At 59.9% G+C, this 23,014-nt stretch carries 17 protein-coding genes; 3 read left to right on the top strand and 14 right to left on the bottom strand.

Annotation, left to right across the window (positions count from 1 at the left end):
- Positions 1 to 24: 24 nt before the first annotated feature.
- From B0G52_RS23050 to B0G52_RS23015, 8 genes are all read right to left on the bottom strand, one after another.
- Positions 25 to 1,752 (bottom strand): extracellular solute-binding protein, encoded by a 1,728-nt coding sequence (locus B0G52_RS23050; RefSeq protein WP_094047754.1) that lies wholly within the window; start codon positions 1,750 to 1,752, stop codon positions 25 to 27.
- Positions 1,753 to 1,839: 87 nt separating this feature from the next.
- The gene (locus B0G52_RS23045; RefSeq protein WP_094047753.1) at positions 1,840 to 2,727 is read right to left on the bottom strand and encodes a carbohydrate ABC transporter permease; all 888 of its coding nucleotides are present in this window, start codon (positions 2,725 to 2,727) and stop codon (positions 1,840 to 1,842) included.
- Between the two features lie 35 nt (positions 2,728 to 2,762).
- Positions 2,763 to 3,683: an ABC transporter permease gene (locus B0G52_RS23040; RefSeq protein WP_233162950.1), complete on the bottom strand. Its 921-nt coding sequence runs from the start codon at positions 3,681 to 3,683 to the stop codon at positions 2,763 to 2,765.
- A 208-nt stretch (positions 3,684 to 3,891) separates the two neighbouring features.
- Complete coding sequence (locus B0G52_RS23035) at positions 3,892 to 5,904, bottom strand: beta-galactosidase (RefSeq protein WP_094047751.1); 2,013 nt, start codon at positions 5,902 to 5,904, stop codon at positions 3,892 to 3,894.
- A 15-nt stretch (positions 5,905 to 5,919) separates the two neighbouring features.
- Positions 5,920 to 7,530, bottom strand: a complete 1,611-nt coding sequence (locus tag B0G52_RS23030) for a beta-galactosidase (protein ID WP_158223832.1) — start codon at positions 7,528 to 7,530, stop codon at positions 5,920 to 5,922.
- Complete coding sequence (locus B0G52_RS23025; protein ID WP_094047749.1) at positions 7,527 to 9,926, bottom strand: alpha-L-rhamnosidase-related protein; 2,400 nt, start codon at positions 9,924 to 9,926, stop codon at positions 7,527 to 7,529. Before B0G52_RS23025 ends, B0G52_RS23030 begins: the two co-directional genes overlap by 4 nt.
- 472 nt (positions 9,927 to 10,398) lie before the next feature.
- On the bottom strand, positions 10,399 to 11,274 hold the full coding sequence (locus B0G52_RS23020) for an MBL fold metallo-hydrolase (protein WP_094047748.1): 876 nt from the start codon (positions 11,272 to 11,274) through the stop codon (positions 10,399 to 10,401).
- 12 nt (positions 11,275 to 11,286) lie between these two features.
- Positions 11,287 to 12,078 (bottom strand): response regulator transcription factor, encoded by a 792-nt coding sequence (locus tag B0G52_RS23015; protein WP_255407505.1) that lies wholly within the window; start codon positions 12,076 to 12,078, stop codon positions 11,287 to 11,289.
- Between the two features lie 199 nt (positions 12,079 to 12,277).
- Here B0G52_RS23015 and B0G52_RS23010 point away from each other — a divergent pair, with 199 nt between their 5' ends.
- Entirely contained in the window at positions 12,278 to 12,817 is a 540-nt protein-coding gene (locus B0G52_RS23010) for a helix-turn-helix transcriptional regulator (protein WP_094047746.1), read from the top strand.
- A 167-nt stretch (positions 12,818 to 12,984) separates the two neighbouring features.
- On the opposite strand, the gene B0G52_RS23005 is transcribed toward B0G52_RS23010, so the two are convergent.
- Both B0G52_RS23005 and B0G52_RS23000 read right to left on the bottom strand, forming a co-directional pair.
- Positions 12,985 to 14,370 carry a (Fe-S)-binding protein gene (locus tag B0G52_RS23005; protein ID WP_094047745.1) on the bottom strand — a complete coding sequence of 462 codons (1,386 nt, stop codon included), beginning with the start codon at positions 14,368 to 14,370 and terminating at the stop codon, positions 12,985 to 12,987.
- Positions 14,363 to 15,778 carry an FAD-binding oxidoreductase gene (locus B0G52_RS23000; RefSeq protein ID WP_094047744.1) on the bottom strand — a complete coding sequence of 472 codons (1,416 nt, stop codon included), beginning with the start codon at positions 15,776 to 15,778 and terminating at the stop codon, positions 14,363 to 14,365. The genes B0G52_RS23005 and B0G52_RS23000 overlap by 8 nt, the downstream gene beginning before the upstream one ends.
- Before the next feature lie 558 nt (positions 15,779 to 16,336).
- Between B0G52_RS23000 and B0G52_RS22995 the strand changes: the two genes are divergently transcribed.
- Positions 16,337 to 17,062 (top strand): FadR/GntR family transcriptional regulator, encoded by a 726-nt coding sequence (locus B0G52_RS22995; RefSeq protein WP_094047743.1) that lies wholly within the window; start codon positions 16,337 to 16,339, stop codon positions 17,060 to 17,062.
- Between the two features lie 52 nt (positions 17,063 to 17,114).
- A complete protein-coding gene (locus tag B0G52_RS22990) occupies positions 17,115 to 17,678 on the top strand; it encodes a hypothetical protein (protein ID WP_094047742.1) in 564 nt (187 codons plus the stop codon).
- 56 nt (positions 17,679 to 17,734) lie between these two features.
- Here the strand turns inward: B0G52_RS22990 and B0G52_RS22985 are convergent, their stop codons facing one another.
- The 4 genes from B0G52_RS22985 to B0G52_RS22970 all read right to left on the bottom strand — a co-directional run bounded on the left by B0G52_RS22985 (position 17,735) and on the right by B0G52_RS22970 (position 23,010).
- Positions 17,735 to 18,874, bottom strand: a complete 1,140-nt coding sequence (locus tag B0G52_RS22985; RefSeq protein WP_158223831.1) for an extracellular solute-binding protein — start codon at positions 18,872 to 18,874, stop codon at positions 17,735 to 17,737.
- Positions 18,871 to 20,676, bottom strand: a complete 1,806-nt coding sequence (locus B0G52_RS22980) for an RNA polymerase sigma factor (protein ID WP_158223830.1) — start codon at positions 20,674 to 20,676, stop codon at positions 18,871 to 18,873. Before B0G52_RS22980 ends, B0G52_RS22985 begins: the two co-directional genes overlap by 4 nt.
- A gap of 279 nt (positions 20,677 to 20,955) precedes the next feature.
- Entirely contained in the window at positions 20,956 to 21,858 is a 903-nt protein-coding gene (locus B0G52_RS22975; protein ID WP_094047739.1) for an N-acetylglucosamine kinase, read from the bottom strand.
- 15 nt (positions 21,859 to 21,873) lie between these two features.
- Complete coding sequence (locus tag B0G52_RS22970; RefSeq protein ID WP_094047738.1) at positions 21,874 to 23,010, bottom strand: exo-beta-N-acetylmuramidase NamZ family protein; 1,137 nt, start codon at positions 23,008 to 23,010, stop codon at positions 21,874 to 21,876.
- Positions 23,011 to 23,014 lie beyond the last annotated feature (4 nt).

Here is a 23,014-nt window from a genome sequence, read left to right as displayed (position 1 = left end):
TATTCGTTTGCCGGCAAGCCGGCTTTATTGTCCCAACATCTTGTCGTAATTGTCGGAGAAGTTTTTCCACAGCGACGTGTAAGCAGCGTTGACCTTCTCCACGCCCGCCTTCTCGATCTCGCTCTTCATCGTATTCCATGCTTTCTCGAAGCCGTCGGCATCCTTGGCCATAATCACCTTCGGAATGTTCTTCCTCCAAGTATCGTCGATCTTCTGCTCTTCGGCCTTTGTCTCTTCGGGAGGCGTGAGCTGCCACAGGAAACCCGGAATATACTCGACCGGAGCGAGGAAATCCGCCCATACTTGCTTGCCGTATTTCGCCAGCACCTCTTTGGTCATGTCGTCGTATCCGCTGCTGATGACGTCCTTCGTGAGCGGAGTCGCGTAGTCGCCGTCCGCCAGCTTGGCTCCGTTGCCGATGCCGAACCAGTACGTATTGCCTGTGCCGACGCTCTTGAAGCCGCGGTCGTAGTCAATGTTGATGTCCGTCATGCGCTTGGCCACGAGATCGGGATTGATCGTCCGGTTGCCGCCTTCGATCGTATAATCCTCGCCTTCGATTCCCCACTGGGTCAGCACTTGCGCCTCGTCGGAGAACAGGTAGTCGATGAACTGGATAATTCTTTCCGGATTTTTGGCTTTGCTGGAAATGTTCCATTGATAGTTGCCGGCGCTCGTCGGCGTCGTCGCGTTGGAATGGTCGACGACGTTCGCGTCGAAGTAGATCGGGATATGAGCGTACGCGCGTTCCGGCATGCCGGCCGCCCGCAGCGCCTTCTCCGAATCCCCTACGAGCCAGCCCGGCGCGTAAGCGGCGAGAACGCGGCCTTGGGCAACTTTCGCCTGGAACGCCTTCTCGTCCATCGAGAACGCTTCTTTATCGAACAGCCCCTCGTTCAGCAAACGGTTCAGGAATTGATAATACGTTTTCGTCTGCTCGGAGATCGGATTGTAAGTCACGTCGTCAGCGTCCGAGATTTGGAAGTTGCCGTGGTCGGCCCAGCCGTTGCCGAAAATGATGGGATTGTTGAACGCATGCTTCATCGTCCAGCCGGCCATGTAGGCGCCGAATCCGATCGTATCCTTGCCGTCGATCTGCGGATGCTTGTCCTTGTACGCTTTAATGACTTCGTACAGTTGGTCCAACGTCTTGATTTCCGGATAGCCGGCCTCCTTCAGCACGTCGTACTGCACGATGAAATTGGCCATCGTATCCGGGGAAGCTTCTTTGCTCTTCTGGACGGAATAGAGAGAATAGATGTCTCCGTTCTCGTCCTTCAGCAGATTGTAGTATTCGCCGTATTTCTCTTTAATGTTCGGACCGTACTGATCGATGAGATCGTTAAGCGGAACGATCGCGCCGGCTTCTTTGTAGCGCAGCGTATACTTCGCGTCGAGCACGACGATGTCCGGATAATCTTTGCTGGCCAGCCACAGATCCCATCTCTGGAACTGGTCGCCCACCGTCAGATCGTATTTCAGCGACACTCCGGTTTTCTCCGTAATGACTTTATTAATTGGCGTATCCCACTTCAGCTTGTCATCGCTCGTGTTGATCGAAAATTCGATCGGGGACAGATCCGGCGCGGAAGCTTCCGGCGCGGAGGCGCTTTCAGAGGCAGACGCCGAAGGCGGGGCAGAAGCCTCCGGAGTTCCGTTTCCTTCGTTGTTGCTGCATCCGACGAACAAGACTGCGATCATGATCAAAGCCAAGCTTGCAATCCAACCTTGCTTGAATTTGCGAATGCTCATTCTGGACTCCCTCTCATTCAGTAAAGTTATTATATCATCGGAACGCGAGTTCCGATTGATACCGGTGCAAAAAGTTTCCGATTCGTCCTACTCTTTCATCGAAGCGACCATGATGCCTTTGACGAAATATTTTTGCAGGAACGGATAGACGAACAGAATCGGCAGCGTGACGATGATCGTCATGGCGGCGCGGATCGCGTCCGGATTCGTGTTAAGCGCGTTGCTGTTCGAGGAGGAACCGCTCGAGTTGGCTACCTCGTTCACCGTATTGATCAATATTTTCATCAGCTCGAATTGCAGCAGGTTAAGGCTGGGGGTCCCGCTCGTGTACAAATAGTTGTCGTACCAGGAATTCCAGTGGACGACGGCGACGAACAGCGTCACCGTGGCGAGCACCGGCAGGCTGACCGGCGCGACGATCCGCAGCAGCACCTGGAAGTCGGTCGCTCCGTCGATTTTCGCCGATTCGGTCAGACCTTCCGGCAGCTGCTCGAAGTAGCTTCGAACGATGATGACGTTGTACGCGCTGACGAGCATCGGCAAAATGTAAACCGCAAAGCTGTTCATCAGGTTCAGGTTGACGTTCAGCAGGTACGCGGGCAGCAGCCCTGCGTTGACGAACAGCGTGAACACGAGAATGACGTTCAGCGGCTTACGCAGCAGAAACTCTCTGCGGCTCAAGGCGAAAGCGATCATAATCGTGACGGCGACGCCGAGCACGGTTCCGACCGCCGTTCTGACGACGGACATGATCGCCGCCCTCAGCAGACTGTCCTGCTCGAAAATAATCTCGTAGTTCAGCAGCGTAAATTTTCGCGGCCAGAAGTAGATCCCCCCCCTGAGCGAATCCAGCGCGTCGTTCAACGAGATGGCCATCAGATTAACGAACGGGTACAGCGTCGCGAACCCGAGCAAGGACAGTAACGTATAGTTGAAGGTACTGAACAAGCGGTCTTTCCAGGTTGTCGTTCTCATCTTCGGTTCCTTTCCGCCCTATGGCCCGATATTCGTTAGAACAGCCGGCTTTGATTCGTTTTCTTGGCCAGGAACGTAACCCCAAGCACGAGAACGATGCTGACGACCGTCTTGAACATGTTGATGGCCATGCCGTAGGCGTAATCGCTTAATTGGATGGAATACCGCAGCGCGTACAAGTCGATGACGTCCGAGTATTCCACGACGACGTCGTTGCCGAGCACGAACTGGGATTCGAAGCCGCTGTTGATCAGCCAGCCGATCGACATCGTCAGCAGCAAAATCGCGGTCGGCATCAAGCCGGGGACGGAGATATGCCACATTTTCTGAAATCGGCTCGCCCCGTCTACCTCTGCCGCCTCGTAGTGCTCCGGATTGAGTCCCACGAGTACAGCCAAGTAGATGATGGTGCTCCATCCGATCTCCTTCCAGAGATTCGCGAGCGTCTGAATGTACCAGAACCATTCCGGCTTCCCTTGGAAGTAGATCGGTTCGCTGATCAGATTCAGCTTCATCAGCACAACGTTCACGATGCCCCCGTCCGGAGACAGCAGAAACGAGAAGATGTTCGCGATGACGACCCAGGATACGAAGTGGGGAATGTAGGTGATCGTCTGAATCGCGCGTTTGAACAACGTCTTCCTCACTTCGTTCAGCAGCAGCGCGAGCACGATCGCTCCGACGAACCCCGTCGCCATGTTCATCAAGCTCATGGCAAGCGTATTGCGCAACACGCGGAAAAACTGATCGTCCTCGAAGATCCGGGCGAAGTTGTCGAAGCCGACGAACGGACTTCCCGTCACTCCCTTGGCGATCGAGTAGTCCTGGAACGCCATAATCCATCCCCAGAGCGGACCGTACGAGAACAGCATGCCGATCAGCACGAACGGCACGGACATGAGCGCGAGCTGCCATTGCTTGGCCAGCTTGCCGAAGAACTTTCCTCTTCGCTTCACGGGTACAGTTTCTCTCCCGAGTACGGTCTCTGCCATGATGCGGTACACACCTTTCTGTTAGTGCAGGTTCTTAAATTCCGAGTTTTGCGCGTCCGGCTATACTTCCATTATGGTAGGCCAGACGGAGACCGGCCACCCGACAAACTCCACCTCGTCACCTTAGAAAAAGGTGCTGTTGATGCTGCTCTGCGGCGCCGGCCTTCCGGCCTTAACCCAACTTCTCCAGTACCATGACTCCGTTCGGCTCGAGACTCGCCGCACCTTCGACCGCCTCTCCGGACAGAAGATCGACATGTCGACCGGACAGCCGGAACGAGACCGGACCGTTCAGGTGGTTGATCAGGAACACGAACTCCCTGACGCGCCCGTCTTCCGCTTCTCCGGAGCGGACGACCGCTTCGACGCCTTGGGGCAGTTCGGGCAGCGCGGGGCTTAGGCCGATCTCCCCGGCGATGCGGCCGAATAGCGCATTCAACGTCGCGGCATCGGGCTCCGTGCCGATATAGTAGGCGCTGCCCGCCCCGTAACGATGACGCGTGACGGCCGGGCCGCCGGCGAAATAATCGTCTGTAAACCGGACGACCGTCTCCGCTCCCTTCGGCTCGATGACTTCGTACCAAGTGCGGGCCCGGCCGGAAGGCGGCGCGTCGTTCCAGGCAAGGCCGTTCGGGTTCTCCTCTTCGATGATGCCGTAGTCGTCAATCTCGATGCCCAGCAGCTCCGCATAAGGCCCGGGAAGCAGCTCCTCCCGCATCCGGTTGTTCCACTCCTTGGCCCCGGCGCGGAAATCCATGACGACGGTGCCGCCCTTGCGGACGTATTCGTGAATGCGCCGAATAACGGAATCTCGGGCCATCATCAGGTTCGGGAGAACGACCAGGTCGTAACCGGAAAAATCGTCCGTATCCGGCGAGACGATGTCGACGGGAATATGGCGATCGAAGAAATAGCGATAGTAGTCGGCAAGATGATCCTTGTAGACGAAGCCGGGAGCGTGGGGCTGCAGCTCGAACGCCCACTCGTTGTGGAAGCATTTGACGATCGCAGCCTTCGCCTTGACGGTTGTTCCCCGCAGCTTGTCCGCCAGACGCGCCAGCTCGGCTCCGACTTGCCGGACTTCCGCGTACTTCCTGCCGGGCTTGCCATGATGCTGCAGGATGCCGTGCCAAAATTCCTCCAGCCCGTAGGGGAGCGTGCGCCAGCGGAAATAGACGATCGCGTCCGCTCCGCGCGCGACCGATTGGTACGTCCAGCGCCGCAGCTCCCCCGGCTTCGGCGTCTGGGAGAACGCGTGGGTGCACGGAGTGCCGCTCTGATGCTCCAGCACCCAGTAGTTGCGGCCCTTCAAGCCGCGCATCGAGTCGTGATTCAGCCCGGTTCGGAACGGCCGCTCCTCCGGAACCTTCTTCATGATCGGATAGATGTCGAGCGAGACGAGATCCATGTCTTGGGCGAGATCGTAATAGTCGAGATCGTTAAAGCTGCCCATCAGGTTCGAGGTGATCGGCCGGTCGACGCCATGCTCGCGCAGAACGTCGATCTGCAGCTTCTGATAGCCGACGAACGAATCCGAAGAGAAGCGCCTGAAGTCAAGCGCCATGCCCGGATTATGCCCTTGATGGACCGAGTAGGCCGGCAGATGCAGCTGCTCCCAATCGGTATAGAGCTGGCTGGAGAAGATTGTCCCCCACTCTTCGTTCAGACGGCCGAGCGAAGCGTACTTCTCCTGCAGCCACGCGATGAACGCCTTCCGGCAGTGCTCGCAATAGCACCGCGCCGTATCGATCGCGCCAAGCTCGTTGTCGATCTGCCAGCCGATCACCTCCGGACGGGAGGCGTAGCGCCCGGCCATCTCCGCGACGATGCGGCGCGTATATTCGCGATAGACCGGGTTGTTGGCGCAGTAGCTGCGCCGCGTGCCGAAGCCGAGCGCGTGACCCTGGAAATCCCGTTGGTAGATGTCCGGGTATTTGTCCAGCAGCCACTTGGGCGGCCCTGCCGTAGGGGTTCCCAGTATCGTCTGGATGCCGCGGCTCGCGAACAGCGCAACGGCGTCGTCCAGCCAGGCGAAATCGAACCTCCCTTCCTCCGGCTCCATCTTGATCCAGGCGAACTCCGCCATGCGAACGACGTTGAAGTTCGCTTCCCGCATCATTTTCGCGTCGGCATCCCATCTCTCTCTGGGCCAATGCTCGGGATAATAACAAGCTCCGAACAGCATGCGTCTCTCTCCTTCCTATTCAACCGCCAGAACTTCGCTCAACAGCATCCGCCAATCCTCAAGCCCGCCGTCCCTCGCGACGATCCAGGCGCGTCCCCCGCGCTCTCCGCCATGCGAGCGAATGACGAACTCCGCATGGCCGCGGCCCTGAACGAAGTTGTTTTCTTGCCAATCCAGCAGCTCCGCAAACAGGCGGGGAACTTCCGTCAGGAAGACGTTGTCCGCGTTCTTGCGGAACAGATCCGACGTGACGATCAGCTTGCCTCCGGCTCTGACGTAGGCGATCAGACGCTCCTCCAGCTCCGGATCGTACAGCACGTGATAAGGGACGAGGAGCGCTTCGTGATCGGCGATCTGCCCAGGGGTATAGAGCACGTCGACCGGTTCCCCGCTCTCGTACAGCGCACGGTAGACGTTATCGACGATCTTTTCCGGATATGGCAGACGATCCGCCACGGAGATGCGATAGCTCCACGAGCTCTCGAAATGATAGAAGAGCGCGACGCGCGCTTGCCCAGAGCTCGCCGGCAGAGCCGCGCCCTCCCGGGAATAGCGCTGAACGACGCCGTAGTTGGCCGAAGGCTCCCCGGTCAAGGTGAGCATCTCGTCGCCTCCGGCGCCTTGCTCCTGCCCCCAGGGGAACGGCTTCATTTTGAACAAGTAGAAATGCTCGCAGCCGCGTTCCCGGACGATGCCGATATCCCGCTCCAGCTCGGACGTTCCCGCCCCGTACTCCATCATCCAGAACGGCTTGGCGAGAACACCGCGGCTGGCGTCGCAATAGAACGCGATCTCATGGGGACGATCGCTGTAGATGTCCATGCCGACTACGTCGAGCTTCTCGAACAGACGGATCCAGTCGACGCTGTCGCCGTACTTGAACATAAACGCGTTCGTCGTGATCGGCCTGTCTCCGATATGCCGGCGCAGAGCATCTGTCTGCCTATTGGCGTAACGGACGATGACGTCGGACGAGAAGCGGGCGAACTCCAGCTCCAGGCTCGGGTGCTGCCACATCATCACGTCGCTCTCGATCGGCGCCGGAAGCGGAATTTGCTCGAAGCGGCGGTACGTCTGCGACCAGAATACGGTGCCCCATCGCTCGTTAAGCTCGTCGATCGTGCCGTATTTTTGTTCCAGATAGAGATGAAACGCCCTGCGGGAGCACTCCCCGTAATCGAACTTCGTCTCCCCGCCGAATTCGTTGTCGAGCTGCCAGGCGACGACGTTCGGATGCTGCCCGTATCTCTCGGCCATCCGCTCGACGATGCGCATGGAATATTCGATATATTTCGGAGAAGAGTAGGAGCGGTGCTGCCTCGCGCCGAAGCCGACCGTCTTCCCCGATCGATGAACCGGAAGCACCTCCGGATGTTGCTCGACCAGCCAGATCGGCGGGCAGGCCGTCGGCGTGCACAGCACAACCTGAAGGCCGAAGTCGGTCGCAAGCGCGATCGCCTCGTCCAGCCAACGCCATTCGTAGCGGCCTTCTTCCGGCTCCAGGCAAGCCCAGGCGAATTCCGCGATACGGATTCGCTCGATGCCCGCTTCTTTGATTTTCCTGTAGTCGATCGGCCATTGCTCCGGCTTGTGATGCTCCGGATAGTAGGCAACGCCCAGCTTCATGATTCCCGCCTCGTTTCGTTGATGATCTTGCATGACAGCCGAACGTTCCTCAGTCCTGCCAGCTCCGTCTTAGAGCCGTCGGGAAGCTGGACGACGGCCGACAGATCGTCCGGGCCGTCCAGCTTAAGCGTAAATTCGTCTCCTTCGGCGAACCATTCCACGTGAACCGATCCGCGCGGAGTGGCCGCCGTCCCGCGAACCCACCGGAGCCCGAGGAGACGGGGCTCGACGAGCGCCTTGGCATACCCCGCCGCTCCCGGCTTCACGCCCAGCAGCTCCGCCGTGAACTCGTACAGCGGCAGCGCCCCCCAGGCGTGACAATCGCTGCGCTCGGACACCGGATCTTCCACCCACGCGGTCAGATGCAGCCCGACCTGCTCCTTCCACGGCTGCCACAGCGCGGAAGTGCGGGAATACAGGCCGGTCGCCTCCAGCGCCCGGAACAGGTAGTAGCTCATCGCGAACGAGGTTCGGGCCAGATCCGGCTCTTCGAGCATGCGCTCCATGAGCTCCCTGGCATCCGGACCTGTCGCCGTCCCGCTGAGCACCGCCCAGATTTGCGCATGCCGGCTGTACTCCTCCGCGCCCGGACCGTCGCGAAACAGCCCTCTGCGCTCCGACCAGCACTCCCTTCTCGCCGCTTGGCGGATTCGCTCCGCCCGTTCCCGGTATTCCGCCGCCGTATCGTTTCTTCCCAGCCCCCCGTTCAGCTCCGCGGCTTTCTCCAGAGCGTCGGCGTACATGAGATTGTAGACGGTGAGCGGCCCCCGCTTGACGGCGGGCGGCGCGCCCGCGCTCGCTCTCCATTCCTCGGTCCAGTCGACGAACGACCAGTACGCTTCCGGCATCGCTCCTACCAGGCCGGTCTCGTCCCGCTTCCGGTCGAACCAGCCGAGAATCGCGTCCATCGTCGGCAGGTACGTCCTGACGAGCCGTTCGTCCGCGAAGTAGACGTAATGATCGTGCACCATTTGAATCCAGTAAAGCGCGAAGCCGGGAATGATCTGCCGGTCGACGGACGGGTAGCGGCTTTGCAGCATGCCGGTCGGCATCAGCGAGCCGTGGAAGTCGTACATGATTTTTCTCGCCAGACGATCGTCCCCGCTTACGCTGTATGTGAACAAAGCCTGCAGCCGACTGTCCATCTCGTAGCCCATCTGCTCGTAGTAAGGCGTGTCTTCGTAAGTTTCGTGCATGCAGTTGCGCAGCGTATTCAAGCTGATCTTCCACAGCGGGTTTAACGAGTCGTCAGAACAGGCGAATTCGGCCAGAGCGTCCAGCGGGTAGCCCGTCCTGCGGTAATCGAACCGGACGATCGTCAGCGGTTCCTCGGCGGCTTCTACGGTCAGCTGCACGAAGCGAAACGCCCGGCGGTGAAACGGCTCATAGACTTCCGCATCCGCTTCGCTGCCGTCTCCCCGCACCCTGTACTCGTCCTCCAAGCCGTACAGAGACTTCCCTTCCGGATCGTCCCGCACGCCTTTATTGCGCTTGCCGCCAGGGCCGGGCGGATATTCATAGCACTCGGAATGAAGCAGGCGAACGACGGCCCCCTTGCCCCCGCGCAATTCCAGCCTCGGATGCCCGGCGACCAGTTCCCCGGCATCATATTCCAGCCAGAGCCGTTCGCCGGGGCGCACCGTAATCGGGCGGGCTTGGCCCGCCTCGAGCGCGCGGCCGGGATCGCTGCCCCGTACGACGCGGACGAACGCAGCCGGCTCCTCCCGCATGAGCGGAATCGGCCGGGGCGCGAGCAGCCAGCGCGGCAGCCCTCCGTACATCGGATCGTAAGCTTCCGACACGACGACGGCATCGCGCCACGCGGCGTCTTCAGCATCCGGGCTCGCCCAATCCCGGGGGACGAAGCTTCCGTCCGCCCGTTCTCCCCCGCCGACGAACAGCGTGAACGTCTCGCCCGCCAGCGTCAAACCCGCTGCGGGAACGCGCCGGCACTTCCACGAGCTTCCAGTGTTCAGCGTCTCCAGAACGCGTCCCTCGGCGTCCTCTACATTGCCTTCCAGCAGCCATCCGCCCTGATCCGAACGCCATACGGAAGCGGGGCCGGTCCATTTGCCGCGGATCGGGCGGTTCGGATAATGGACGACTTGTGCGGCCAGCACGTTAACGCCCTCCTGAAGCGTGTCCCCCGCGAGCTCGATCGTTTCGTAATAATGTGTGAAGGCGTCTCCCTTGCACGGCCCCGCGCAGACGGGCCGCCCGTTCAGGAACAGCCGGTACCTGCTGTCCGCCGACACGGAGACGCGCACTCTCGCCGCTTCCGGGTCGGCGACTCGAAAGCTTCTGCGGAACAGGACGCTTTCCACCGGCTCCGTCAGCGCCTCTCCGCTTGGTTCCGCCCATATCCAACAAGCCGTCCAACGACGGTTCTCGTCCATGTCAGTCTCTCCTTCGTCTTCGAGCTTCGGCGATCTACTCTAAGTGTAGAAACGCTGCGGCCGCCCGTTAACCCGTCAGATGGAAGAGAATAACCGGGGAAGTTCGCCTAAAAAATGACCGCTTGCCCGTTCATACTCGTGAACCCGGTACTCTCCACGCCAAAAAAGACGCCCCCTCAAGGACGCCTGGCTTGCATTCGTTATTCGCTGGAGAATGAGTCCATTACTGCAGGCCGTCTTCCTGATACGAAACCGCCAGAGCTCCGCGACATTCCCGGAATGTCTCGCCGCCAAGTAGATCGAAGCGATCGTCTCGCAGGTCCGCTACGACGACATTCACTGCTTCAGGCGTCAATTCTAGAAGTGGGAAGGCATGTCCGCTCAGCAGTACCGCAGATTCGCCCGGCTCGTGTAGCTGGCAGAGCCGGAGTCGTTCTCGCCGAATAATCGGACCATCCGGTTCGAAGCCATATCACAGCACGGAGTCGGACACGAAGACGAACCGCTCTCCCCTGGCCATGACGTGCGTGCGCAGCTTCGGAAAGTTGTCGCAGACGTAGTCGACGAAATAGCCGGGGCGTTCGGTATTGCCGGCGAACAAGTCGTAATGCATCGGCACGGTCAGTCCGAAACCGGCCCGATGAGCCAGCTCCGCCGCCTCGCGATAGTCCATGTTGCCGATGATGCCCCGCCCCGTCCGGAAAGCGTCGCGTCCGTTAATCGGCAGCAGCGCCAGATCGATGCGTTCTTCCAACAGCCTCTCGACCAGTCCGTCGTAGATCACCGTATCGCCGGCGTGGTACCAGGTCACCCCGTTGAGACGAACGACGTATCCCACATATCGATAGAAACCTTCGTCGTCCTTGTCCAGCTGCTCGTGCGCCGCCGCGATCGGCTTGACGGAGAGCCGCTCTTCTTCGATGACGGCCTTGTCCGTCTCCGCGCGGTACAGCCGATCTGGAGAAACGCCGCATTGCCGCATCTCTTCCAGACAGCAGTTGGGAGCCGCGAAAAGCGTGCGCAGATTGGCGGCGGCCATCGCCCTGATCGTATCCGGGTCGAGATGGTCGGCATGTTCGTGCGTAATCAGGCAGCAATCCGCGTTGACGATCTCCTCCGGCCGCATAGGCGACGGAAACAGGCGCTTCAAGTCGTACCGGCGCTCCACCTCCTCGTCGGACAGCGCGAACGGATCGACGTAGACGACCGTCGACCCGCCCTTGACGATAAAGCTCGCCTGTCCGAGACTCCACACGGCCAGCATGCCGTACGGCACCTTCGTCTCCTCGATTTCCCGAATCAGCTGTCTATTAGCGTCGGAACGGCCAGCTGAATTTGCGTTGCTCATCGCTGAATCACCTCATCCTTTGTCATCGTTATCGTGCAGGGCGGCCACGTAGCGCTTGCGATACTCGGAAGGACTGACGCCGGCCAGGTCCGCGAACTGCTTCGTAAAATGGCGGGCGCTGAAATACCCGACCTTCTCCGCGACCTGATGAATTTGCAGCTCCGTCTCCGTCAGGAGCTCCTGCGCCTTAATGATCCGAATTCTTGTCAAATGTTTGACGAACGTCGTGCCCGTCTGCTTAAGGAACTTCGCGCTTAAATAGTTCGGTGTTACTTCCAGCCGTTTCACCAGCTTGCCGATGCCGAGAACGTTCATGTACTCTTCCGGAATCGTTCGCTTCATGGACGAAGCGTTCAGCAGTGCTTGACCGTGGTTCTTCAATTGCTGCAGCGTGTCCTCATCGGGCTTGACGTCCAGCCCTATCGAAGCGCGAGCCCCCTGGTACGCCGCCGCCAAATTCCGCTCGAAAGCTTTGTTCTCCAGCAAGCAGGCGTGCGCGCGGGCCTCGGAGATCCGGGCGAGCGTCTCCTTCAGCTTGATCGGTTTGAGCATGTAATCGGAGATGCCGCGTTCGATCGCTTTCTTAGCGTACTCGATTTCCGAAAATCTGGTCAAGACGACCCATGATGTCGACGGAGCGATTTCCTTGGCCGCGCGAATGCCGTCCAGCCCGCTCAATAGCGGCGTCTGAATGTTCACGAACGCGAGGTCCGGCCGGACCTTCTCGACGAGCTGGACTAGCTGGCGGCCAGTCCATTCTCCGTTCAATTCCTCAATCATGCTCTCCAACGATTTGCGTACCAAATATTCGTCGTCGCGATGACGATTTTCATCCTCTATCCCCTTCCCAAGGGACGGTCAGAACGACCGTCGTGCCTCTGCCCTTGCCGGAATAAACGGTGAACTCCCCAGCCGGGTATGCCATTCGCAACCGCTCCTTGACATCGGTCAGCCCGATGCCCGTTCCCGAAGAAGAGCCGCAACCGGACAGTGGCACGACGGAATGCCGAAGACGCTGCCCGCCGATGGCGGCAGCGTGCTGGGCCTTCCCCAATGCGGAGCGATTCGCGGCGTTCAGCAAAGTCTCGAAGCGCTGACCGAAATCGACGGATTGCAAAATCGGGGGGAGCGGCTGCGCAGAGCTTTGCGAAGACAGCATGCGTTCCAGGAAATGCTGACGTCCATGGGAGCGGCCGAAGCCGAGGACGGGGCCGCGCTGCAGCCGCACCGGGTTGCCGCCGACGCCGCGCATTGGATCGAAGAGCATTACGCGCTCCCGCTGACCGCCGACGAGATCGGCAAGGCGCTTAATTTTCACCCCGCCTACATTGCCAGATGCATGAAAACGACGTACGGCCTGACCCCTCTCGACTACGTCAAGCAGGTCAGGCTTCGCCATGCCAAAAGGCTGTTAATGGTAACCGACGGCTCGATAGAAAGCATCGCCGAGCGGGTCGGATACGGCAGCAACACGTATTTCGGCAGACTGTTCGCCTGCCAGTTCGGAATGACTCCTTCGGAATTCAGACGTTCATACCGCTAGGGGCCGCATCCTTCGAATCGTTCTCATGACGCCAAGCATCGTGCGCCGGGAGCTGTGCGAAGATTCGGTTCGGCGCTGTTCCGCAAGTCCTCGTACTAGTCACGCCCCACAATGATTCCGAAAATGAAATAGGCGTCGGTCATGATTAGCTTCGTATCGGGTGCGGCCTAACGGCCGTCCTTTTCCCCAATCCTCTCATACAAATAGTCCACGATATGCATCGCTTCCATCCTGTCTTTCGCGCCGTGCTTCTCGATCCCGTGCTTCATCTGCAGCAGGCAGCCCGGATTGCTCGTCAGCAGGTAGCGAGCGTTCGTCGCGTTGGCGTGCTCCATCTTGTGCTCGAGAATCTGTCCCGCCATCTCGGGCTGGGTGACGTTATAGATGCCCGCCGAGCCGCAGCAGCGATCCGAATCCTTCATTTCGCAGAAATGGGCTCCCGACACCTGGTTCATCAATTCCCTCGGCGCGGTCGAGCTTTTCATCACGTTGCGAAGGTGGCACGAATCCTGGTAAGTGATCGTGACCGGTTCGGAGGCCGCGGCGGCAGCCGGCTCCGCGAAATCGGGGATGCGCCCCTTCTCCACGAGCAGCTTGCTGACGTCCACGACGCGCGGGGCGAACCATTCGCCGAGCTCGCGGTATTCCGGGTCCCCGTGCAGCAGATGATCGTACTCGACGAGCAGCGCGCCGCAGCCGCCGGCGTTGGAGACGATGTACTCGATACCCGCATCGCGGAACGCCTTGACGTTGACGCGGGCCAGATCCCGCGCCTGGTCCATCTCTCCGCTATGGGCGTGAAGCGCGCCGCAGCACACCTGAGTCTCCGGGATAACGACTTCGAAGCCGGCTTCGGACAGCAGCTTCACCGTGTTGACGTTCGTGTCCGCGAACATGACGTCCATAATGCAGCCGCGGAACAGCGCGACACGGGCGATCTTCTCGCCCTTGGCCGGGTAGACCGCGCCGAGCCGCTCGACGACGCCTTTGCCGGACGCGTCGGGCAAAATCTGCTCCATCTCGCGCAAATGCTTCGGAAACAGCTTCATGATCCCGGCGCCTCTGGCGATTGCCCGAAGACCGGACTTCTGATAGAGAGCAAGCGAGCGGCCAAGCCACTTGAGCCGGTTGCGATGCGGGAACACGCCCTTGAACATCAGCTTGCGAACGCCTCTGATCGGCGCGCTGTGCTCCGCATGATCCTCGATCGCGTCGCGGGCTTGCTCGATCAGTTGACCGTACTTCACGTCGGCGGGACAAGCCGGCTCGCAAGCCCGACAGCCGAGGCAGTGGTTCATCTGGTCCTGGAACGCCTGATCGGGGTCCATCAGTCCGTCGGCCACCGCCTTCATGAGCGCGATGCGGCCGCGCGGCGATTCCGGCTCCAGTCCGGTCTCGCGGAACGTCGGACAGGCGGGCAGGCAGAAGCCGCAGCGCATGCAGTTCGTCAATTGGTCGTAATCCAGCTTGGCCAGCAGCGTCTTCGCCATCGGGTTCGTATGCTCGATGGCCGGTTTCTTCTGAATGGCCGCAGGAGCGTTCGCGTTAGCCACGGTTGATGACCACCCTTTTTCTCGTTTCTTTGGCGAAAATCTTGCCCGGGTTCAGCAGGTTGTTCGGATCGAACGCTTGCTTGATCCCCTTCATCAGCCCGATTCCGGCGCTGCCGACCTTCCACTCCAGGAACGGCGCCTTGACCAGCCCGACGCCATGCTCTCCCGTAATCGTGCCTCCGAGCTCGATCGCCGCCTCGAAAATTTCCTCGAACGCCTGCTCCACGCGGTGCACCTCTTCAAGATCTCGCGCGTCCGTCGTCGCTGTAGGATGAAGATTGCCGTCTCCGGCATGGCCGAACGTCGCGATCGAGACGTCGTATTTGCGCGCGATCTCGTTGATGCGCAGCACCATGTCGGCGATCCGCGAGCGCGGAACGGTCGCATCCTCCAGAATCGTCGTCGGGCGCAGCCGGGCGAGCGCGGTAAAGGCGCTGCGGCGCGCCGTCAGCAGCTTCTCCGCCTGCTCCCGGTTTTCCGCCACATCGATCCGGTCGGCTTGCTCAGCCTCGCAAATTGCCCGAATCCGCTCGATGTCGCGTTCCACCGCCTCCGGATCTCCGTCCTGCTCGATCAGCAAGATCGCTTCCATATCCCTCGGCAGCCCCAGATTGGCGAAGTCGTCAACGACGCGGATCGTCGGGTTGTCCATAAACTCCAGCGTCGCGGGAATGATCTTCGCCTCGATGATCCGGGACACCGTCCTCGCCGCTCCGTACAGATCCTTGTACATCGCCAGCATCGTCTTCTTGCTCTTCGGCGGCGGCACGAGCTTCAGCGTCGCTTCCGTAATGATCGCCAGCGTGCCTTCGGAACCGACGAGCAGCTTCGTCAAGTCGTAGCCGGCGACGTCCTTCATCAGTTTGCCTCCGGTGCGGACAATCTCGCCGCTCGCCAGCACCGCTTCCAGTCCGATGACATAGTCCTTGGTCGTTCCGTACTTCAGCCCGCGCAGTCCTCCCGAGCATTCGGCGATATTGCCGCCGATCGTCGAAATTTTCATGCTGCTCGGATCGGGCGGATAGAACAGGCCGAGCGATTCGATATGCGCGGTGAATTCCGCCGTAATAATGCCCGTCTGCACCGTCGCCGTCAAATTTTCCATATCGACTTCCACGATCCGGTTCATCCGGTGCATCACCATGACGATGCCGCCTTGCACGGGAACGGTGCCTCCGCACAGGTTCGAGCCGGAACCCCGGGAGACGACGGGAATACGGTGCTCGGCCAGCACTTTCATAATCTCGGAAACCTGCTCCGTGCTCTCGGGATAAATAACGCCGTCGGGCAAGCTTTGCAGCATCGGCGTACCGTCATAGGAATGGGCGACGAGCGACTGCCGGTCGTCTTTGAAATTGCGGTCCCCTACGATCTGCCTCAGACGTTGGGTTATAGCGGCATCCAACATTCGGGAATCCCCCTTGGAACGATAAGATTAGTCAGGTCATCTGATGACTTTGTGTTCATTATATTTCAATTTTGTAGTATTGTATAGACAATACGTTGCGATGATGGCTTTGGTGCGGCAGATTGGTTGGGCGGACGGGACGGGCTGGGAGATGGCGCGAAGCCTCAAGGCACAGAAAGTGCCTCGGGGCAGACCGGCCGGGCGGACGCGCGCAGCCTCAAGGCACATAAAGTGCCTCGGGGCGGACCGGCCCAGCGGTGGCGCGAAGCCTCAAGGCACAGAAAGTGCCTCGGGGCGGATCGGCCCAGCAGACGCGCGCTGCCTCAAGGCACAGAAAGTGCCTCGAGGCAGACCGGCCGAGCGGACGCGCGAAGCCTCAAGGCACATAAAGTGCCTCGAGACCGACCGGCCCAGCGGTGGCGCGAAGCCTCAAGGCACATAAAGTGCCTCGGGGCAGACCGGCCCGGCGGTGGCGCGAAGCCTCAAGGCACAGAAAGTGCCTCGGAGCGCCAAAAAGCCGGCTGTAGTTCATATAGAGACGGATCGGGAGGTTCGGGTATGCGGCAGATGAAAATAGAAACGCCCAAGGGGCATGAACTGGTGGCAGAGGACATCCTGCGCCGCATTCGCGAGGGGGAGTGGCAACCGGGACATCGCCTTCCCTCGGTTGTCGAGCTGGCGGAGGCGTACGGCGTCGGCCGGTCCACAGTACGGGAAGCGGCCAGCGCGCTTAAGGCGATGGGCTGGCTGGACGTACGGCACGGTGGCGGCACTTTCGTCAAGGAGGAGCTTCCGAACGAAGCGAAAAGCGGAACGGAGCGGCTGTTTCAGGGAGCGGCCTCTCTGATCGAGCTGCTTGAGGTGCGCCGAACGCTGGAGATCGGGGCTGTATCGCTCGCGGCAGAGAGACGGACGCCCGAGGACATAGCCAAGCTTCGCAAGCTGATCGAGACGATGGAATCGTGTCTCGAACGCAACGACACGTCTGAAGGGGAGCGCGCCGACGCGGACTTTCACATGGCGATCGCGGAGGCATCGGGCAACTCGCTGTTCGTGCAGCTGATGGAATCGCTGTCCGACCGCTTCGCCGGATCGATCCGCCAGACGCGTGAGCTGTGGTTTTATCGCGAGAAAGCGACCGCCTCGAGATTGCTGGACGAGCATCGCCAAATCTTCGAAGCGATCGAAAACCGCGACAAGCAGCGCGCGACCGAACTCGTCTCGGAGCACCTGAGCAAAGTCGAACAGGTACTTCGAGGGGCTTTGGCGAATAAGGAAGGTTGAAGATCAATCTTTGTTGGTCTTCACAATACTCCATGCGGATTGGAGATCGTCCATGCTGTTCGAAAAGTTAAAGCTGGCTTTAATGATCGTCCCTATATTTTTCATGGCCGGATGCTCAGCCCCTGAGCCCGTCTCCCAGGATTACGCCGCGCTAACGAACAAACAGACCAACAAGACGATCGCTTTAGGCATGAAGGAAGAGGAGATCACGGACATTCTGGGCGAACCCGAAACCAAGGATGACGAGAGCCTTACTGATCTTGCGCTATATAACTACGGCAACGGGCTGACCGTCGGCTTCAGGGAAGGAAAAGCGATCTGGCTCGTGCTGGAAAGCGCGGAATCGGGATACGCGACGAAGATCGGCGAACTGACCGTCGGAAAAAGCTTGGAGCAAGCCAAGCAAGCTTACGCGTTCGAAGGCTCGCCCGGTAAAGGCCCGTTCGATTTCATCCATACGTTCAAATTGCTCGTCGAAGACAACAAGGTCATCGGACAACTGCTTGAAGCCGAAGGCACGCCTTACTACTGGATCGAATGCTATATCGATGAAGACGGAATCATCTACAAGCTTCTCATCACCAATCACGAAATGATCGAGCCGCCCGCCGACTGAACGAAATCGCCCCGGTTCCGCAAGCGGCAAGCCGCGCGGAGCCGGGGCGTCTTATTTTACCCGAAGCGCGTCCACCCTCTGATCGTCTGGGCGACGTCCGCTCCTTCGTTGATCATACGGATGATTTCCTCGTTGATGAGCTGTCTGGAGGAATTCCATCTCTCGCTGAGATAGAAGCCGCTCGGTTGCACGACGTCCATCTCCTCGATAAATCTCCGCCACACCGGATTGTCCGTATATCCGCTCCGCTCGGCAAGCGACTTCGTGATCGGCAGCGTATTCGCATGCCGGAACGCCTCGGGACGCTCCAGCACGTAGTGGCGCAAAAACGCCCATGCCAGCTCGCGATTCGGAGACTTGGCGCTGATTCCCGCGGCTCCCATATAGATCATGTTGGCGTTCTCCCCGCCCGGCATCCGAGGCAATCCGACGACACCGTACTTATCCTCCAATCCGTAACGCACGACCGCTCCTGCAAACCAGGCAAAGCCGAAGATGAGGGCGAAGCCTTCGTGCAGCTCTCCCGCCTCGGACGGCTCGCCGGGCCGGCGAATGACCCGGTGCACGCGGTAGGCGTCGATCAGCATTCGGTACGCTTCGATGACAGGGAGCTGATCCGCATAACCTCTGGCTGTTGTCCCATCCGGCGAGACATAGCGTCCGCCGTTGCGCATAACAAACGGCTCGATCTCCTCGACGTCGACTCCGAAGCCGAATCCGAACTGGGTCGCCACCCCCTGTTCGTTGCGCTGCGTCAGCTTCTTCGCCGTCTCCATCATTTCTTCCCATGTCCAGCCCTCCTGCGGGTACGGAATACCGGCCTTGTCGAACAACTCCCTTTTGTAGAGAATCAGAGGAAGCGCGACGTCCACCGGCAGCCCCGTCAGCGCTCCGTCTTTGCTCGCCACCCTCATAACGCCGGGGTTTAAATCTTCCTTCAGCCCGGGAGTCTCCTCCACGTGAGGCAGCAGATCGACGAACAACCCTTTCCGGTTAAAAATTGACCAGCCCCCGGATTCGACGATGTCCGGCGCTTCGTCGGATTGGAGAGCCCTGTGCGATTCAGCGTGATCGGCGGCCTGCTCGATCGTAATGACGACGCCGGGATGCATCTTCTCGAAAGAAGCTTTGGCGTCCAGCAGGTTATCCAAATGTTGAAACTCGGTCATCATTTTGAGGCTTTTAGCGTTGCTCATTGGGATGTTCCTTTCTCCAAATAAGTGATTGTTTTCTCCAAATAACCGATCGCGGAAGCCTCGAAGGTTCTCGCTTGCTCCAGCAATCCGGCGCATCGTTCGCACAGGTCCGCTTGCATCAGCTCCGCCGTCTTGATGAACGGCACCAGCTCTTCGAGCTCGCGCAATGCTTCGGCAGCCTGTTCATACGCTTCGGAAGCGAGTAAGGCGAATCTCATCGCTTCCCCTTCAAACGGGACTGTTCGCAAGTACGCGGCGGCGCAGCTTTTCGTCCGGGAATACGCGTGAGCGAGATGGCCCATTCCGTACCGGTTCGGAGGAGAGCCCGGACCGCGTCTCAGATGCCCGATCCACGTATCGTAAGCGGCCAGCCCCGTCGCGTAGGAAAGATAAGACGTCATGGGGCGGTAGGCCGAGCGGTTCTTGGCGAACGACACCGCAAACCGGACGGACTTCTCTGCCAGACGCCTCCGGCGAGTGTCGCGCGGGCCAGGGAGGAACGCCGTCTGATCGCGGTCCGCTTGACGAGTCAAGGCGGCCAGGAAGCGAATCGGATTGTCGGCAACGTCCTCGTAGCTCAGCGTTTTTCCTTCCGGGCACATGACATCGGTCAGATGCACGACCCGGCGTTCGTCGTCGTAGCCGAAGATCAGCGACCATTCATGAACGAACGGTCTGGCGGCCGACGTGTCGAAATACAGAACCGGTCTTCCGCTGTCGATCGTTTGACGGATAAAAGGCAGAACCGCCTCTTCGATCGGCAGGACGACGGGAAACTTCTCGACGGCTCCGAGCAGCGGCACAGGAAAATCGGACAGCTGGCCGCAGACGAGCGCGGCCTCGTACCCGAGGTCCCGCGCGAAAGAAATCAGCGTCTCCCGCCAATCGAACATGTAAATTCCGTCCGCGAAAGTCGTTTTCTCGGAAATTTGCATCCGAAAAGCAAAACCCGACAGGCCCATCAGCTCCGCCATGTCGCGCGAATCTCCCATTGTCGCCAGCATATGCCCCAGCCGGTCTACCATGGTCGTCGGCACGGAGGCGTGCGCGGGCCATTCCGCAAGCTCCAGCATCTTATGCCTGGCCAATACGGCCCCTCCCTTCTCGGGAAGCAGACCAAGGGAAACCCGAATTTGTTCTTGCCGAAGCTTCTGCCGCGAACGGTGGATGTACGTATAGATGGAACCGGTCGTCATGCCGTACATCGCCGCGATCTCATCCGGACTCAACTGCTTAAAGAAGTAGGCTTCAAAAATCGCCCTCTCCTTCTTCGTCAAGCAGTGCAGCACCGAATGGATCGTCTCGTACATCTCCTTGCGCATAAGATGCTCGGCAGGATCGTCTTCCTTCATCGCGGCTTGGCCGGCCGAACTCGTCAGATGATCCAGAATGCTGTCCAGGTTGTCCCAATCGACGCTTCCTCCGTCTCGCTCCCTCGCTTCGAACGAGGCGAAGGGCTTCTCTCTGCGATGCGGTCCGCCGCGCCTTAAACGCATGTTCGCCTGGTTCCGGACGATCCGGTGCAGCCAAGGCAGGAAGCGATTCGCCTCTTGCAGCGATCCGATGTGCATAAAGGCGCGGATCAACGCGTCCTGCACGATATCGTCGGCAAGGTGCGGATCTCCGGTCATTCGCTCGGCCCAGCCTTTGGCCCGGCCCCGATGCCGCTCGATCAACTCCCCGAACGCCTCCGTATCTCCTGCCCGCGCCCGTTCAGCCAGCTCCGTTCCGAGGTCCGCGCTTTCCTTCGCCTCCTCCGCGTTGTTTGCAACGTCCGGATCAAGCCCGTTCCCGTCTCTCATCCCGATTCTCCCCTGTTCCTGCCGCCCCTCGAAGAAAGAGATGCCGGAAGCCGCATACATTTGAACATTTTCAGGCCGAATCCAACTTATTTTTTTAATGTATACCAAATTTCCCAATCAAGCAAAAACGGCTTTGGCGTCCTCAAGACGCAAAATTGCGTTTTTGTCGGAGGTGATTCAGAAAAAAATTACAGAAAAAGACCGCTTCTTGCATTATCGGAATAATGAAAGAGCAGTCCTGTTAAGTTGCGTATAAAAGATTGGATCCGATTCCGCCGTCTACGACATGGCCATCAGCACGGCTCCCCAGGAAGCTTCCTTCTTCGCGGGATAGACGATCATGTCGGGGAAGTCCCGATTCAGCAGGCCGAGCAGTTCGGCTCGCACTTCGTCGTTGCGCAGCAGCACGCTGCCGGCCAAAGCCAGATTTCCGCCTTGCAGGGACAGCCTCTCCGCCACGGGAGCGACCAGCTCGCGCAAAGCTGCGGCGCTCTTACGAACGATCGCCATCGCCGCCGCGTCTCCGATCGCGCAAGCCTCCGACAGCAGCGGGGCCAGAGCGGCGATGTCCTTCTTGTTCGTCGTCTTGTCGTGCGCGAAGCCGATCACCTGCCGAACCGAATCGATACCGAGCCGCTCGTACACCAAGGAGGTGATTGACGTGGGCGGCAGGCGGCCGTCATTGGCGCGGACGACGGCGGAGAGGAGCTCGCGACCGATGCTGTAGCCGCTCCCTTCGTCGTCGATCAGGTAGCCGCAGCCTCCTGCGCGATGCTCCGCTCCCGCTTCGTTCCGGCCGAAGCAGATCGAGCCGGTGCCCGCGATCAGGATCATGCCGTGCGGGCTCTCGTGCGCGCCGCGCAGCGCGGTCTCATGGTCGCCCGCGATAATCAGCCCGCCTTCGTAGCCGCACGACCGAACGAGCTCCGTCATCCGCGAGACGACCGTCGGATTGCTGACGCCGGCCGCGCCGATGCAGATTCGCGCGCAGTTCGCCAGCCCGCCGCATACACGCCCGATCTCGGCGAACATCTCCTCGAAGCTGCGGCGGATGCTCGCCTCGTCCTGACCGTTGAAATTGATCGGTCCGGAGACGAAACGATGAACGGCTTCGCCCCGTTCGTCGGCGATCGTCAGCGCCGTTTTCGTCCCGCCTCCGTCCATTCCCGCCACGTATCCCATTCGCTGCCACTCCTCTTAGTAAAGATGATACGCCTGCTTGCGTTCGGAGAACGCGCGGCTCTCCTCGCGGAACCGCTCCAGCAGCGCTTCCTCGTCGTTCTCCTCCCGATACGCGCGATCGCCGCCGAGCAAATCGATGAACGGCCTGCCGTTCTCCCGCACGGGAGGCAAAAACGCAAACTGCTCGTGCCGCCGCTTCAGCTCGTACATCAACCGAACCCCGGTCTCCAGCGGCCGGAGCGCCCGGAAGTCCGTCACGTGAAGCTGCACGCCCGCGCACAGCTCCCCTTCGTGCTTGGAGAACGTCGGCTTGAAATAGACGGGACGGAAGCGAACGCCAGGCAGCTCCTTGCGGTTCATCTCCTCCGCCAGTTCCTCCGCCCGAACGAACGGCGCGCCGACGATCTCGAACGGAGACGTCGTGCCGCGGCCCTCCGACACGTTCGTCCCTTCGAACAGGCATGTGCCCGAATAGAGCAGCGCCGTCTCGAAGCGCGGCACGCCGAGCGAAGGCGGAACCCAGATGCGTCCGGTCTCCGGAAACAGCATTTCCCTCTCCCAGCCCTCGCAGCGCACGACGCTTAATTGCGCGTTCAAGCCTGTCTCGGCGTTGACCATCGTCGCCACTTCGCCGGCCGTCAATCCGTAACGCACGCACAGCGAATAGTTGCCGACGAACGAACGGTATTCGGGCAGCAGCACGTTGCCTTCCACCGTCGCGCCGTCCAGCGGGTTTATCCGATCCAGCACGACGAACGGCTTGCCCGCCTTGGCGCAATCCTCCATCGCGTAGAGCATCGTGTAGATAAACGTATAATAGCGCACGCCCACATCCTGAATATCGTATACGACCATATCGACCGCGTCCAGCATCTCCGGGGTAAGCCGCTTGGAATCTCCGCGGTACAGGCTGTAGACCGGAACGCCGGTAAACGGATCTATATAGTCGTCGACCAGAGCGCCCGCTTGGCGGTCGCCGCGCACGCCGTGCTCGGGCGAGAACAGGGCGGCAAGCTCGAACTTCTCGTGCAGCACGCGGATCGTCGATTCCAGCTCGGCGGTCAGTCCGGTCGGCGACGTAATCAGCCCCAGCTTCTTCCCCGCGAACAGATGGGCGTAATTGTCGATGCAGTCGATTCCGTTGCGTATCATCTTC

Source organism: Cohnella sp. SGD-V74, assembly GCF_003001675.1.
In the GTDB taxonomy this organism is placed as follows: domain Bacteria; phylum Bacillota; class Bacilli; order Paenibacillales; family Paenibacillaceae; genus Cohnella.
This window is presented reverse-complemented; position numbering and strand designations above follow the sequence as displayed.